We start from the raw sequence: 14,584 nt of genomic DNA, 5'->3' as shown, positions 1-14,584 counted from the left end.
GTGGCCCTTTTTTCAAAAAGGGCCACAAAACCTTTGGGGCTTGGGCACGGGCGGTGCCTAACCCTGCACAGCCTTCTGCGGCAGCCGGTACCCCGCCGCCCGCAACGCCTTGGCCGCACCAGGATGAAACGCAATCCCCGCCGCGTAAATCGGCGCCAGCTCCTGCGCATGCCCCGCCGCCGGCACCGCCACGCCCAGCAGCTTGCGGTTCTTCAGCGCCGCGCGTGTCACCGCCTCGGCCAGGCTGTCCGGCAGGTCGGTCGCACAGACCGCGACATTCGATGTCCCCACCGTGCCGACATTCACGCTCTGCCCCGGAAAGGTGTCGGCGCTCAGAACCGTCCGGAAAAATCCCGGCAGCTTATGCGCCACCTGGGCCGATTGCGCGGCGGACATGCCGATGAGCGCCAGATGCCGCCCCATCGCCGCCGCGTTCAGCGCCGGCAGCGGCGGCGCCCCGATAAAGGCGCAGGCCGCCAGCTCGCCTTTCAGCATCGCCAGCACCTGCTGCTGGTAATCGCCGCTCACCACCCGGGCAGGGGCCACGCCCAGTGCTGTCAGAATCTGTTTCACCGTATCGGCGCTGCTGGAGCCATCCGGCCCGACGCCGACCACCTGCCCCTGCAACTGCGCCAGCTCGCGCACGCCTGCCCCGGTGGAGGCGACGACCTGCAGGCTGGAGGCATAGGCCGGGAACAGGGCGCGGAAGCCGTTCAGCTTTACCCCGGCGGTCCAGCTGCCCTGGCCGGAACGCCCCTGCGCCGCCACCGCCGTGCTGGAGAGCCCAAGCTGCGCCTTGCCTTCCTCGATCAACAGCAGATCGGCGCTGGAACCGCCGGTGGTGCGGTAGGCGATATCGATGCCGGTTTCCCGCTGCACAAGCTCGCCCCAGGCCGGCGCGAAAATCGCAAACGCCCCGCCGGGGGCGCCGGTGCCCATCACCAGCGCGCCGGGCCAGGGGGCGGCAGGCTGTGCGGCCAGGCCCGGGCGGGCGAAGGGCAGGGCCAGCCCGGCCCCCAGCAGCGTGCGCCGCGAGAGGCTCATAGCAGCCCCCGGCAGCGCTCAAGGGCGGAAATCAGCGCGGTGCGCACGCCCGGTTCCAGCGCCGAATGCCCGGCATCCGGCACGATGGTCAGCCTTGCCTGCTCCCAGGCGGCGGCCAGCTCGAAGGCGGATTGCGCCGGGCAGATCATGTCATAGCGCCCCTGCACGATCTCGCCGGGAATGCCCTGCAGCCGGTGCATATGCGCCAGCAGCCCGCCCGGCGGCAGGAACAGATCATTGCGGAAATAATAGGCCTCGATCCTTGCCAGCCCGATGGCGGTGCGGTCCTGGGCGAAGGCGGAGACCGCCTCGAAGCTCGGCAGCAGCGTCGAGCAGGAGCCCTCATACACGCTCCAGGCCCGCGCCGCTTCCGCCTGCATGCGTGGGTCCGGGTCGGTCAGGCGCTTGAAATAATTGCCGAGGATGTCGCCGCGCTCTTCCGGCGGCAGGAAGCTGGTGAAGGCGGCGTGGGCGTCCGGAAACACGCGCTGCAGCCCGTGCAGGAACCACTCCACCTCCTGCGTCCGGCCGAGGAAGATGCCGCGCAAAATCGCCGCCGCCACATGCTCGGGATGCGCCTGCGCATAGGCCAGCGCCAGGGTCGAGCCCCAGGAGCCGCCAAACAGCACCATTCGCTCGATATTCAGGAAATTTCGCAGCGTTTCGATATCGCGGATCAGCTGCGGGGTATTGTTGTTCTCCAGCCCTCCCAGCGGGCGCGAACGCCCGGCGCCGCGCTGGTCGAAAATGATCACCCGCCAGTTGCTGGGATCGAAAAACCGCCGATGCACCGCCCCGGCCCCGGCGCCGGGACCGCCATGCAGAAACAAAACCGGCTTGCCATTCGGGTTGCCGACCTGCTCCCAGTACATCACATGCCCCTCGGAGAGGGGCAGATAGCCGGTCTCGAACGGGCCGATATCGGGGAACAGATCGCCGCGCGGCATGGCTAACCCCCCAGCGCCTGGATCAGCGTCGCGGCGACGCGCTGCGCCTGCTCGTCGGAAAGGTCGGGGTGGATCGGCAGCGCCAGCACCCTTGCCCCCAGGCTCTCGGCCACCGGCAGCGCCGCGCCGTCATGCGAAGGCTGATAGGCAGGCTGCTGGTGCAAGGCACGGGGATAATACACCGCATGGCCGATGGAAGCCGCCGCCAGCGCCGCCTTCGCCGCCTCACGGGTGGCTTCATCCGGCAGCGTCACGCAATAAACCGCCCAGGCGCTCTGGCTCCCGGGCATCCGGGCCGGCACCGCCAGCACGTCTTTCAGCGCCGCGTCGTAAATGCGGGCGATCTCCTCGCGCCGCGCCAATTCGGCCTCGAACACCTCCAGCTTGGCCAGCAGCACGGCGGCCTGCATCGTATCCAGCCGGCCATTCATGCCGGTGCGCAGCACCTCATAGCGGGTCGTGCCCTCGCCATGGGTGCGCAGTGAGCGATAGAGCGCCGCGCGCTCGGCGGATTGCGTGAACAGCGCCCCGCCATCGCCATAGGCGCCGAGCGGCTTGGAAGGGAAAAAGCTGGTGGCGGTGGCATCGGCGGCTTTGCCCAGCCGTACCCCGCCTTGCGCGGCGCCGAAGCTCTGGGCGCAATCATCGAGCGTAAACAGCCCCTCGCGCGCCGCAATGGTTGCAATCCCGGCCCAGTCCGCCGGCTGGCCGAACAGATCCACCCCGATGATCGCCCGCGGCCGCAACGCCCCCGCCTTCTTCACAGTGGCGATGCGCGCCTCCAGGCTGGCCAGATCCATCTGGAAAGTGCGGGGATCGACATCCACGAACACCGGCGTTGCCCCCAGCAGCAGCGGCACCTCGGCGGTGGCGGTGTAGGTGAAGGCGGGCAGGAACACCGCATCGCCGCGCCCGATACCCTCGGCCATCAGCGCGATCTGCAGCGCATCCGTGCCGGAGGAGACGCTGACGCAATGCGCCGCACCACAGAAGCCGGCAAGCTTGGCTTCCAGCTCATGCACCTCGGGCCCGAGAATATATTGCCCATGCGCCAGAACCGCGTCGAGCCGGGCTTTCAGCCCGGGAAGCCGCGCCTGTTGCGCCTTGAGGTCGAGAAACGGGATCGGGGGAAAAGCCTGGGCGTTCATGACGCCGCAGACTACTCGGCTGCGTGCGGAATCGCGAGAGGCGCGGGGCTGAAAAATTCCGGCACCATCTGCTGCAGCAGCGCCATTGCCTGCGCCTCGTCGCCACGCGCCGCGTGCCTGGCCAACGCCTCCATGGCGCGGCGCACGGCCGCCAGATCGGCCAGGCGTGGGGTGGCCATCAGCAGCCCCTCATGCTCGGTCGGCACCGGCTGCTCGGCGCCGTGAAACAATTCTTCAAATAATTTCTCGCCCGGCCGCAGCCCGGTGAATTTGATCTGGATGTCCTCATCCGGCTTCAGCCCGGCGAGGCGGATCATCTGCCGGGCGAGATCGACGATCTTCACCGGCTCACCCATATCCAGCACGAAAATCCCGCCATCGGGGATCGCCTCGGCGCCGCTGCCGACGGCCGAGGCCTGCAGCACCAGCCCCACCGCCTCGCGCACCGTCATGAAATAACGCTGCATGCCGGGATCAGTCACGGTGAGCGGCCCGCCTTGCGCCAGCTGGCGGCGGAACAAAGGCACCACCGAACCGGTGGAGCCCAGCACATTGCCGAAGCGCACGGTCACACAGCGCAAGCCCTGCTGGCTGCGGCGCGCCTGCACATCCAGCGCCTGCGCATACATCTCCGCCAGCCGCTTCGAGGCGCCCATCACCGAACTCGGATTCACTGCCTTGTCGGTCGAGATCAGCACCATCAGGCTGGCCCCGGCGGCGGCCACGGCATCCGCCACCACCTGGGTACCCAGCGCATTGGTGCGCAGCCCTTCCAGCCTGTTCGCCTCGACGATCGGCACATGCTTCAGCGCCGCCGCGTGAAAGACCAGATCCGGCAGAAACTCATCTGCGATGGCGCGCATATGCGGCGCATCGCGCACATCCGCCACCACCGCGCGCCGGGGCAGTGCCGGGGCCAGCTCGCAGATTTCCAGATCGATTTGCCAGAGCGCGAATTCGGAGCTGTCCAGCAGCAAAATCTCCGCCGGGGTGAACATCGCCAGCTGCCGGCAAAGTTCGGAGCCGATGCTCCCGCCCGCCCCGGTCACCATCACCCGCTTGCCGGCGATCAGATCCGCCATCGCGGCACGGTCCAGCTGCACCTGGCGGCGGTTGAGCAGATCCTCGATGGCGATCGGTTGCAGCGCCATCTTCTGGTCGGCCGGGGCCAGGCGGGTGAGGCTGGGGGCGCGCATCACCCGGATATTGCGGGCCTCGGCGGCGCGAATCAGGCAATGCAGCCGGTCGCCGGTGAAATGCGGCGCGGTGACGATGAGCAGATCCGGCTTTTCCGCCAGCCGCTCCAACATGTCCCCGGCGCCATCGGCGGCGGCCAGCACGTCCAGCCCATGCACGCGCCGGCCGATATGTTTCTCGGAGAGCGAGATCAGCCCGGTGATGCGATAGGGCGCGCTGGCCTGCTGGGCATGAGCGGCGAGAAACATCTCGGCATATTCGCCATCGCCGACCAGCAGGGCGGTCTGGGCCGCGCCCCGCGCGCCGCGCTTCTGGCGGATCAGCCGGTAGATCAGTTTCGGCACGGTCAGCGCTGCGCCGAGGGTGAGAATGAGGATGACCGGAAAGGAGGCCGAGGGCAGGGAAATGCCGGCCCCGACCACCAGCAGGCACAGCATCAGCGCCGTCACCAGCGCCGCCAGCCCCAACCCCATCAGATCGCGCATCGAGACGAAGCGCCAATGCAGCCGGGAGAGGCCAAAGGGGATGCCGAGCAGCCAGATCGCGCCCGCGCCCGCCACCGGCAGCATATGCGGGTGCGGCACCGGCGCCGCGGGATTGGCGAGCCAGAAGCTGGCGCCCACAGCCAAACCCGCGAAGGCGCCATCCAGAACGATGTTCACCGCCATGCGCAAAGGCAGGGACGGGATGTCGGTATGACTCATGACCGACTTATAACCGCGATAATAAAGGCAGAAAAACGGTCAAAATCACGCGGAGAGTGAATTAACCGATATAAAACAGCCCTTCGACCTCCACCGCCGCGTCCAGCGGCAGCGAGGCCACGCCCACGGTGGAGCGCGCATGCCGCCCGGCCTCGCCAAACACCGCCACCGAAAGATCGGACGCCCCGTTCATCACCACCGCATGCTGGGTGAAATCCGGGGTGCAGGAAATGAAGCCGCCGAGCCGCACCACCTTGGTCACGCTCTCCAGCCCATTCGGCAACGCCGCCTGCAGCTGGGCGAGCACATTGATCAGGCAGAGCCGCGCCGCGTGCTGGCCTTCTTCCAGCGCCACGCTGGCGCCGAGCTTGCCAGTCACGGCGACCTTGCCGGCGATCGCCGGCAGCTGGCCGCTGACCGTGACCAGATTGCCGGTGATGCTCACCGGCACATAATTCGCAACCGGCGCCATCGCCTGCGGCAGTGTGATGCCCAGCTCGGCCAGGCGCTCGGAAATGCTCATCTCAGCTCACCAGTTTCAAATTGCGACGGCGTTCGCGCGGGGCCGGGGCCGGCAGGTCCAGCGGCAGCAAGGGCGCGCGTTCCGCCGCACCGTCGCCCAGCTCATCCGGCGCGTCAATGCCGGCCGGGGCGAGGTTGGTCTGGCCGAGATAATTCACGGCCAGATTGCGGAAGACATAATCCAGCATCGAGGTCGCGGCCGGCACCGCCGGGTCGCCTTCGACCACGCCGGCCGGCCCAAAGCGGGTGAAGGTGAAGGCCTCGACATAGGTGGAGAGATTGACGCCGTGCTGCAGCCCGATGCTGACCGAGATGGCGAAGGCATCCATCAGCCCGCGGAAGGCCGAGCCCTCCTTGTGCAGGGCGATGAAGATCTCACCCAGCCGCCCGTCCTTATACTCTCCGGTGGAGAGGAACAGCTTGTGCCCGCCCACGGCCACTTTCTGGGTATAGCCGCTGCGCCGGGCCGGCAGCATTTCGCGGTTGATCTGCGTGGCCGGGGCGACCAACGGTGCCGGGCGGGCCGGCATGGCGGGCACCAGGGCGGCCAGCGCCTCATGCATCGCGCCATGGGCGCTGGGGCGGGGCAGCGGGAACAATTCCTCACCGCCCAGCATCCGGGCCAGCGCCCGCTCTGCCGTTAGCCCGCGCGCCGCCAGGGATTGCAACGCCCAGCGCGCCAGCCCGCCATCCTGGTTCAAGGGCGAGAGGGCAGGGGCGAAATTCACCTGCTCGGCGCCCAGCAGCGCCTCGATCTCGGCCTCGCCGAGGAAACCCAGCAGGCTTTCATGCCGGCGCTGGCCGAAGCTGAGCGCCTGCTCCTGCGCCGCCAAAGCCGCTTCGCGCAGCCCGGGCAGCACGCCATCCTCTGGCAAAGCCGGGGCGGTGATGCGCGTGCCCGGGGCATTGCCGCGCGCCAGCAGCCGGGCGGAGGCCAGATCCGCCTCGGCGCCGATGAAGCCGGTCAGCGTCACCGCCAGATCCCGCGCCTGCGCCGAGTCGTAAGCCAGCCCCAGCCGCGCCAGGAACAAATTGAAATCGGTAAAACCCAGTCGCAGCCGGTGCTCGGAGGGGGCGGCCAGGGTCAGCGCCGTCACCGCCAGCTGCACGTCATGGCCAAGGGCGGCGAAGTCGAACCCGCCCGCCTCATCAAGATAAGCGGAAGGGTTAAACACAAAGCCCGGCTGCCCACCGGCGCGGTTGCGCCAGACATTGCCGCTGGGGCTGGCGCGGTGCGCGGCCAGCATGGCGTGCAGCTCATGGCCGATGCGCTCGCCCAGCCCGGCGGCCAAAGCCCGGGCCGCGATCGGCGCGATCCAGCTCTCCGCCGCCTCGGCGATATGGCGCATCCGCCGGCCCGGCAGAATGGCCGCCAGCGCGTTCGCCGCCTCCTGCCCCCAGGCGGCGGGCAGCGTGACCAGCACGGTCTCGGCATCCGGATCGGGGGCGGCCTCGAAGGTCGCGAGCTTGACGCCGTGCCAGGATTTATCGGTTCGGATCTGTGCCATGGATCGAGTTTAGGCCCTGATATGACTCAATTAAAGTGCATCTTGTGTTGAATCTCTGCCTGACCCACAGAATCTTGTGGATAGCTTTTCCATCATGCCGTCACGCTGCGTTGCACCGGCGAGATGGACCATTCGCGCGGCTTCACCTATATCACAGCCATGAGCAACGCCGCCCAAAGCCCGGCCGCGACCGGCCCCGCCTCCACCGCTAAGGCAAAGCCGCTTGGCCTCAAGCGCCTGATCCTGAATCCCGGTCTGTTTTTCCTCACCACCTTCAAAGGCCGCTTCATCGGCCGGGACGAGGCGGGGAACCAGTATTTCGAGCGCCCGGGCAAGCCGCGCGCCCGGCGCTGGGTGGTCTATGCCGGGGTGCAGGACCCCTCGGTGGTGCCGCCGCAATGGCATGCCTGGCTGCATCACCTCACCGATGCGCCGCTTGCCGCCGCGCCCCGCGCCTGGCAGCGCCCGCACAAGCCCAACCTCACCGGCACGCCGGCGAGCTACCGCCCGGCCGGTCATGACTACATGGGCGGCAAGCGCGCCGCGGCCTCGGCGGATTATGAATCCTGGACCCCGGATCAAGGCTGATGGTCCGCCGCGTTCCGGAACTCGCCGCCGGGTTTGCCGTCATCATCGTCGCCGTGCTGTTCCTGGTCTACGCGCTGCGTGGGGCGGGTGAGGTCAACACGGGTGGCTATCCGCTGCAGGCGCAGTTCGGCTCCGTCGGCGCGCTCAGCGTCGGCGCGGATGTCAAGATCGGCGGCGTCGTCGTCGGTCATGTCGCCGCCGAGACGCTGAACCCCACCACCTATGCCGCGCAGGTCAAGCTCGCCATCAATAGCGATATCAAGGTGCCCGAGGATAGCAGCGCCTCGATCACCTCCGACAGCCTGCTCGGCGGCTCCTATATCTCGATCTCGCCCGGTGGCTCCAATACGATGATGAAGCCCGGCGCCAGCTTCCAGGTCACCCAGTCGGCGGTGAATCTCGAGGATCTGCTCGGCAAGTTCATCTTCTCGATGGGCAATGGCGGCGGCGCCAAGAGCAGCGGCCAGGGCAGTGGGCAGAGCAACGGCCAGAGCGGCGCGCAGGGCGGCACCGCCGGCGCGTCCGCGCCAGCCCAGCCCAGCAACCCGATGGCGCTGTCGAAATAATGCGCCTTCTCCTTCTGGCCAGCGCCGTCTCGCTGATCGGCGGCGCGGCCTTCGCGCAGACCATGCTGGGGCAGAGCAGCCCCGGCCAGGGCGCTGGCGGCACGCAGGCCCCCGCCATGCTGGTGCCGCCGCCGCCGCCCGTGGTGGCGGCCCCGCCAACCGCCCCGGTGGCGCCCGTCGCCCCCAGCCCCGCCCCACCGCCGGGCCTGGTGGAAACCCCGCTGCCCCCGCCCGGCAGCGGCAACGCCGATAACGGCAATGGCGCGAATACCGATAACGGCGGCACCGCGCAGGCGCAGGCCGTCTCCCCGGCGGCGCCGAACGGGCTCACCCCCGCCCCCGCCCCCGCCAGCAATGGCGCGGTCGCACCAGGCCCCAGCGGCAACAACCCCGCCCCGCTGCCCAACAACGATGTCGCGCCGACCCCGCCGAATGATTGGGTGCCCGGCAAGACCGCCGAGATCGGTGTGTTGAGCAAGGCCGATGGCAGCACTTCGACCTTGACCATCCCCGTCGGCGGCCAGGCGACCGCGGGCGATCTGATCGTCAGCGTTCAGGCCTGCGCCACCCGTCCGCAAGGACAACTTCCTGATGCGGCGATCTTTTTGACTTTGCAATCAAAAGATGGTTCCGGCAGCGCACCGCTCTATCATGGCTGGATGGTGCGCTCCGCCCCGGGCGCCACCGATGCGGGGAACGCCGGCGAAGCTTTCCGGGTTATGAACTGCTCGTAAAATTTCCTGTACGATCATCGGGTTGTGCCAAAAATGCCACAGGTCCAGAATGTTAAAATCGAAACCCGTTTTGATCTGTTGAATTCCCGTCCGCAGGGCTAAATAGACCTTGGTCAATTAAACGCACTCACTTTTGGAGTTACGTCATGAAGCTGCGCTTAGCCCTTGCCGCCGCCACCTGCCTTGCGCTGCCCCTCGCGGCGCACGCGCAGCCGGTTACCGGCCCTTATGTCAGCCTGGGTGCTGGCACCACCATCCAGAATCCGATCAACCTCAACAGCCGTTCCACCGGCTCGTCCGGCAAGATGCTGTTCCGTGACTCCTACTCTGGCGACGCCGCCGTGGGTTATGGCTTCGGCAACGGTTTCCGCGTCGAGCTGAACGGTAACTTCTACCGCGACACCGCGCACAAGGTTGATGGCAATGGCGGCCTCGGCCAGACCCGCGTCACCGGCGGTCTGAACACCTATGGCCCGATGGTCAACGTGCTGTACGACTTCAATGTCGGCCTGCCGATCTTCCCCTATGTCGGCGCCGGTGCTGGCTACCAGTGGCAGAAGTTCGACAGCCATGTCGTGAATAACGGCGTTGGCGTCGGCGGCACCAAGGGCTCCTTCGCCTACAACATCATCGGCGGCGTGTCCTACCCGCTGGCGATGGTGCCGGGCCTGTCCCTGACCGCCGAGTATAAGTTCACCCAGCTGACCGCCAGCCGCAACTACGCGGCGATCCAGCCGGGCGGCGGGCAGCTGCATGTCGGCCAGTCCACCAGCCACACCTTCCTGCTGGGTCTGCGCTATCAGCTGTTCCAGCCGCCGGCCCCGCCGGCTCCTGCCCCGGCTCCGGCCCCGGTCGCTGCTCCGGCCCCGGCCCCGGCCAAGACCTACCTGGTGTTCTTCGACTGGGATAAGTACAACCTGACCCCTCGCGCGACCCAGATCATCGCGCAGGCCGCGTCCGACTCCAAGACGCAGAACGTCACCACCCTGGAAGTCAACGGCTACACCGACACCTCGGGTACCGCGACCTACAACATGGGTCTGTCTGTGAAGCGCGCGAAGGCGGTTGCCGCCCAGCTCGTCGCCGACGGCGTGCCGGCCTCCGAGATCGAGATGCACGGCTATGGCGAAACCCACCTGCTGGTTCCGACCGGCCCGGGTGTGCGCGAGCCGCAGAACCGTCGCGTGGAAATCATCTTCCACTAATCTTCGCGCAAGCGTGGATGAGACCCCGGCAGGCAACTGCCGGGGTTTTTTATTGCCAGGCGCGTGAGGCGCGTTGCATTTTGGCTACAGCAAAGCGCCGCGTGCGCGTGCCCCCTTCGCAACCGGCCCATTTGCCTCCACATAGGCTCAAGTGCCGTTCTGGAATGGCGCCTGTCGGAAGGAAATCAGATCATGCAGTTTCGAGCCGCCTTATTCGCCGCGACAATGCTGGCCGTGCCGCTGGCGCTGGCCGGCCGGGCAGAGGCCCAGCCAGTGGCCGGCCCCTATGTCAGCCTGGGCGGCGGCCTGGATCTGAAGAGCGCCACCACCCAGAAAAATTATGTCGCCGGCGGCGCCAATCTCTCTGGCGACACCAAGGCGGTGTTCAAGAACGGCTTTGATGCCCGTGCCGCCATCGGCTACGGCTTCAATAATGGCTGGCGGGTCGAGCTGGAAGGCGACTATATCCGCAACGGGCTGGACAAGGTGAAGTCCGGCGGCGTCGCCGCCAAGGGCAGCGGGCATGAGAGCCAGTATGGCGGCTTCGTCAACGGCGTTTATGATTTCGATATCGGCCTGCCCTGGCTTTATCCCTATCTGGGTGCCGGCATCGGCTGGCAGGAAGCCCGCTACAGCGATGCCAAGGCTGGCGGCTTCAACGTCAACCAGGCGCGTGGCTCCTTCGCCTATCAGGGCATTGTCGGCCTGTCCTTCCCGATCGCCCCGGTGATGGGCCTCTCCGCGACGGTGGAATATCGCTTCATCGGCCTGACCACAGCGCGCCGTTACGCGATCGACAATGCGGGCATCCCCGTCAGCTTCAAGCAGCAGGGCGAGTATAACAACCAGATCAATATCGGCCTGCGTTACGAATTCGCCCCGCCAGCCCCGCCGGCCCCGGCGCCGCAGCCGGCCGCCGCGCCCGCCGCGGCCCCGGCGCCCGCCCCGGCCAAGACCTATCTGGTGTTCTTCGACTGGGATAAATACAGCCTGACCCCGCGCGCGACCCAGATCATCGCGCAGGCCGCCTCCGACTCCAAAACACAGAACGTCACCACGCTGGAGGTTAACGGCTATACCGACACCTCGGGGACCGCGACCTATAATATGGGCCTGTCCGTGAAACGCGCGAAGGCGGTTGCCGCCCAGCTCGTCGCCGATGGCGTGCCGGCCAACGAGATCGAGATGCACGGCTATGGCGAAACCCACCTGCTGGTGCCGACCGGCCCGGGTGTGCGCGAGCCGCAGAACCGCCGCGTGGAAATCATCTTCCACTGAGCGTGTCGCGCTGAAACGAAAAACCCCGGCTCGCGCCGGGGTTTTTTTGTTCAGGCCGGGATCTGCACGGCGTAGTCGCCAAGCGGTAGTTTCTTCTTGATGACGCCGTTGGCGAGAAGGAAGTCGCGGTAGGTGAGGTAGCGGGCGTCGTTCAGCTTCGCCGGATCCTTCGCGAAATAAGGCGGCATTGCGTGCCAGGAGGCGATGTCGAGCTTGTCGTTCAGGCTCGGATTATCCTTCAGGAATTGCTTCAGCATCCCCTCCGGGTCCGCCTGCAACGCTGCCACGCCTTCTTTCAGCGCGCTCAAAAACGCCTTCAGCGCCGGGTTCTTCAGCCCGCTTTCATTCGAGAGCAGCAACAGCTCGTCCGAGGCCGGCACCCCGTAATCCTCCGGCAGGAAGATCACCGGGTCCAGCCCGGCCTGTGCCAGCTGAATATCCTCGTAATTCCTGTAGGTGCCGATCACCGCGTCGACCGATTTGCTCTGCAATGCCGAAACCAGCTCGAAATTGACATTCACCAGCTGAATATCGGCCAGGCTCATGCCGACATGCTTGAGCATCGCGCCGATGATCACCGGCTCCACCCCTGCCACCGAATAGCCGACCTTGCGGCCCTTCAGATCCTGCAGCTTGGTGATGCCGCTGGCTTTCAGCGCCGTCAGCGTGTTCAGCGGCTTGTCGATCAGCGTGCCGGTCCGGCGCACCGGCAGGCCCTGATCGACCAGCAGGTACAGCTCGGTCTGGTAGGTCAGCGCCGCATCGGCCTTGCCGGCGGCAACCAGGCGCGGCGGCAGATCCGGATCGGTCGGCGCCACCAGCTTCACATCCAGCCCGGCCTTGGCATAGGCGCCGCAATATTTCGCGGCGAAGAGCGGGGCATGGTCGGGATTCACGAACCAGTCGAGAATCAGCGTGAACGGCGTCGCGGTCGCGGCGCGGGCCAGGCCGGGCGCGCACAGCGCGCCGCTGGCGGTTGAGAGGAATAGACGTCTATTGAGGCTCATTGGCGCTCTCCCTTCGCTGGCATGACCCAGGCAGGTTCTACGGGTATGATCTCAGCCCGCACGATGCGGACACCCCGGCGTGATGCTTCTCCCGCGTTTAGGGTCGCGTCGTCAATCTTGCGTCTTGGGTTGGCGGGGGGCTTCGCGCTAAACCGCTCTCATGAGCACGACCGACCCGACCGACGCGACGCTGCGCAAGGCCGCCAGCGGCGCCAGCTTGGCTTTTGCCGTGGTGCTGGTGGTGGTGAAATTCGCCGCCTGGATCGCCACCGGCTCGATGTCCCTGCTCACCTCGGCGGTGGATGCGCTGGTGGATGTCGGCGCCAGCCTCGCCACATTTTACGGGGTGCGCTACGCCCAGCGCCCGGCGGACGCGGATCATCGCTACGGCCATGGCAAGGGCGAGGCCATCGCCGCCTTCACCCAGGCGATGCTGCTGGCAGGTGCGGCGATGGTGCTGGCCTTCCAGTCCATCGAACGGCTGGTGTTTCCGGAAAGACTGGAAGCGCTGGATTTCGGCATCATGATCATCGCGCTGAGCCTGCTCGCCGCCATCGTTCTGGTGGTGATGCAGAGCTGGGTGGTGGGCCGCACCGGCTCCACCGCCATCGCCGCCGACCGTGCGCATTACCTCACGGATGTCGCGGTCAATGCCGCCGTGCTGGCGGCTTTGGCGCTGACCCATTTCACCGGCTGGACCCGCGCCGACCCGGCCTTCGCGCTGCTGATCGCGCTTTACATGATGTGGAATGCGCGCTTCGTGGCGAATGAGGCGCTGAGCCAGCTGCTCGACCGCGAATTGACCGAGACAGACCGGATGATGATCCGCCGCACCGCGTTAGGCTGCCGGGGGGTGGAGGATATCCATGATCTGCGCACCCGCCATGCCGGGGACCGGGTATTCGTTGAGTTTCATCTGGAGGTGGAGGGGCGGCTCAGCGTCAATGAGGGCCATGCCATCGGCGATGCGGTGGAGCGCGCGGTGCGCCGGGCGCTGCCGGGCCGGGTGGAGGTGAGCGTGCATCTGGAGCCGGCGGGGATCGAGGATCACCGGCTGGACGATCAGGTGGAAACCAAAGGATAGGTGCCAAAAGTTTTTTGGGGCCGACCCTTTTTTTCAAAAAAGGGTCGGGGAGGCCTGGGCGTATGCACCTGCGTTGCCAACACCCCAAACGTTTTGCGGCCCTTTTTGAAAAAAGGGCCGCCTCCCAAAAACTTTTGAACCCTAAATCCAGCCCAGCAGAATCGCCGCCGCCACCGCCAGCCCCACCTCGCGGTTCAGCTTGAACAGCGCCAGGCACCGCGCCGGATTATCAATATCCAGCCTGATAATCTGCCAGGCCAGCAGCGCGCCGGGCACCACCATCAGCCAATAGCCCCAGGGGTGTAGGGAAAAGCCGGACATCGCGATCAGCAGCATCAGAAACGCCAGCCCGTAGAGAATGCACAGCGCCTCGCGGGTGCGCGTGCCGAACAGCCGGGCGGTGGATTTCACCCCGATCAGCGTATCGTCCTCGCGGTCCTGATGCGCATAGATCGTGTCATAGCCGATGATCCAGAAAATCGCGCCGAGATAGAGAAGCAGCACCGGCCAGGTGAGATGCCCCCTTGCCGCGGCGAAACCCAGAGGCGCGCCCCAGCCGAAGGTCAGCCCGAGAAAGGCCTGCGGCCACCAGGTGACGCGCTTGGCCAGCGGATACAGCACCACCAGCACCAAGGAGGCCACGCCCAGCAGCTTCGCGGTGTTGTTCAGCGTCAGCAATATCGCCAGCCCGATGGCGCAGAGGACCGCCAGGAAGCTCAGCGCCTGCATCGGCGTCACCATGCCCGAGGCCAGCGGGCGGCCGCGGGTGCGCTCCACCATCGCATCCATTTTGCGGTCCCAGAGATCGTTCACCACGCAGCCCGCCCCGCGCATCACCACGCTGCCGATGCCGAACAGCACGGTAAACCACAGCCCCCACCAGAAATTTTTCGCGGTCAGGCAAATCGCCCACAGCCCGGGCAGAAATAGCAGCCAGGCGCCGATCGGCCTGTCCAGCCGCGCCAGCAGAACATAGGGAAGGTAACGCTCGGGCAGACGCGCCACCCAGCCGCCGCGCCTGATATCGGTAAATCCGCTCATATCTGCTATTC

The 14,584-nt window shown here is 66.8% G+C and carries 14 protein-coding genes and 1 riboswitch; of the genes, 6 read left to right on the top strand and 8 right to left on the bottom strand.

All coding sequences use genetic code 11. The features are described 5' to 3' along the window. Positions 1-57: 57 nt before the first annotated feature. From T331_RS0108635 to T331_RS0108610, 6 genes are all read right to left on the bottom strand, one after another. Positions 58-1,044 carry a TAXI family TRAP transporter solute-binding subunit gene (locus T331_RS0108635; RefSeq protein WP_026439714.1) on the bottom strand — a complete coding sequence of 329 codons (987 nt, stop codon included), beginning with the start codon at positions 1,042-1,044 and terminating at the stop codon, positions 58-60. Beyond that, entirely contained in the window at positions 1,041-1,991 is a 951-nt protein-coding gene (pip, locus tag T331_RS0108630; protein ID WP_026439713.1) for a prolyl aminopeptidase, read from the bottom strand. The genes T331_RS0108635 and pip overlap by 4 nt, the downstream gene beginning before the upstream one ends. Before the next feature lie 2 nt (positions 1,992-1,993). Further along, on the bottom strand, positions 1,994-3,139 hold the full coding sequence (locus T331_RS0108625) for a DegT/DnrJ/EryC1/StrS family aminotransferase (RefSeq protein ID WP_026439712.1): 1,146 nt from the start codon (positions 3,137-3,139) through the stop codon (positions 1,994-1,996). An 11-nt stretch (positions 3,140-3,150) separates the two neighbouring features. Next, positions 3,151-5,040: a polysaccharide biosynthesis protein gene (locus T331_RS0108620; RefSeq protein WP_026439711.1), complete on the bottom strand. Its 1,890-nt coding sequence runs from the start codon at positions 5,038-5,040 to the stop codon at positions 3,151-3,153. 61 nt (positions 5,041-5,101) lie between these two features. Beyond that, positions 5,102-5,563, bottom strand: coding sequence for a RidA family protein (locus T331_RS0108615; RefSeq protein WP_008494419.1), 462 nt, complete (start codon positions 5,561-5,563; stop codon positions 5,102-5,104). Between the two features lies 1 nt (position 5,564). Further along, entirely contained in the window at positions 5,565-7,070 is a 1,506-nt protein-coding gene (locus tag T331_RS0108610) for a TSCPD domain-containing protein (RefSeq protein WP_026439710.1), read from the bottom strand. A 159-nt stretch (positions 7,071-7,229) separates the two neighbouring features. Here T331_RS0108610 and T331_RS17865 point away from each other — a divergent pair, with 159 nt between their 5' ends. From T331_RS17865 to T331_RS0108585, 5 genes are all read left to right on the top strand, one after another. Beyond that, the gene (locus tag T331_RS17865; RefSeq protein ID WP_211248696.1) at positions 7,230-7,658 is read left to right on the top strand and encodes an NADH-ubiquinone oxidoreductase subunit NDUFA12 family protein; all 429 of its coding nucleotides are present in this window, start codon (positions 7,230-7,232) and stop codon (positions 7,656-7,658) included. Next, entirely contained in the window at positions 7,658-8,224 is a 567-nt protein-coding gene (gene mlaD, locus T331_RS17860; RefSeq protein ID WP_051622266.1) for an outer membrane lipid asymmetry maintenance protein MlaD, read from the top strand. The genes T331_RS17865 and mlaD overlap by 1 nt, the downstream gene beginning before the upstream one ends. After that, positions 8,224-8,958 carry a DUF2155 domain-containing protein gene (locus T331_RS19175; RefSeq protein ID WP_051622265.1) on the top strand — a complete coding sequence of 245 codons (735 nt, stop codon included), beginning with the start codon at positions 8,224-8,226 and terminating at the stop codon, positions 8,956-8,958. Before mlaD ends, T331_RS19175 begins: the two co-directional genes overlap by 1 nt. A 146-nt stretch (positions 8,959-9,104) precedes the next feature. Further along, positions 9,105-10,163, top strand: coding sequence for an OmpA family protein (locus tag T331_RS0108590; protein WP_026439708.1), 1,059 nt, complete (start codon positions 9,105-9,107; stop codon positions 10,161-10,163). A 192-nt stretch (positions 10,164-10,355) separates the two neighbouring features. Further along, the gene (locus T331_RS0108585) at positions 10,356-11,441 is read left to right on the top strand and encodes an OmpA family protein (protein WP_026439707.1); all 1,086 of its coding nucleotides are present in this window, start codon (positions 10,356-10,358) and stop codon (positions 11,439-11,441) included. Between the two features lie 50 nt (positions 11,442-11,491). On the opposite strand, the gene T331_RS0108580 is transcribed toward T331_RS0108585, so the two are convergent. Next, positions 11,492-12,448 (bottom strand): ABC transporter substrate-binding protein, encoded by a 957-nt coding sequence (locus tag T331_RS0108580; protein WP_051622264.1) that lies wholly within the window; start codon positions 12,446-12,448, stop codon positions 11,492-11,494. Next, a riboswitch (TPP riboswitch) is annotated at positions 12,440-12,535 on the bottom strand. Its footprint overlaps the gene before it by 9 nt. Positions 12,536-12,608: 73 nt before the next feature. Between T331_RS0108580 and T331_RS0108575 the strand changes: the two genes are divergently transcribed. Then, the gene (locus tag T331_RS0108575) at positions 12,609-13,532 is read left to right on the top strand and encodes a cation diffusion facilitator family transporter (protein ID WP_026439705.1); all 924 of its coding nucleotides are present in this window, start codon (positions 12,609-12,611) and stop codon (positions 13,530-13,532) included. A 141-nt stretch (positions 13,533-13,673) separates the two neighbouring features. Here T331_RS0108575 and ubiA read toward each other — a convergent pair whose 3' ends face one another. Continuing rightward, positions 13,674-14,573, bottom strand: coding sequence for a 4-hydroxybenzoate octaprenyltransferase (gene ubiA, locus T331_RS0108570; protein ID WP_026439704.1), 900 nt, complete (start codon positions 14,571-14,573; stop codon positions 13,674-13,676). Between the last annotated feature and the right edge of the window lie 11 nt (positions 14,574-14,584).

Origin of the sequence: Acidocella facilis ATCC 35904, assembly GCF_000687875.1 — a bacterium.
GTDB classification, from domain to species: Bacteria; Pseudomonadota; Alphaproteobacteria; order Acetobacterales; family Acetobacteraceae; genus Acidocella; species Acidocella facilis.
The sequence above is the reverse complement of the archived record's forward strand: the minus strand, read 5'-3'. Positions and strand labels throughout refer to the sequence as shown.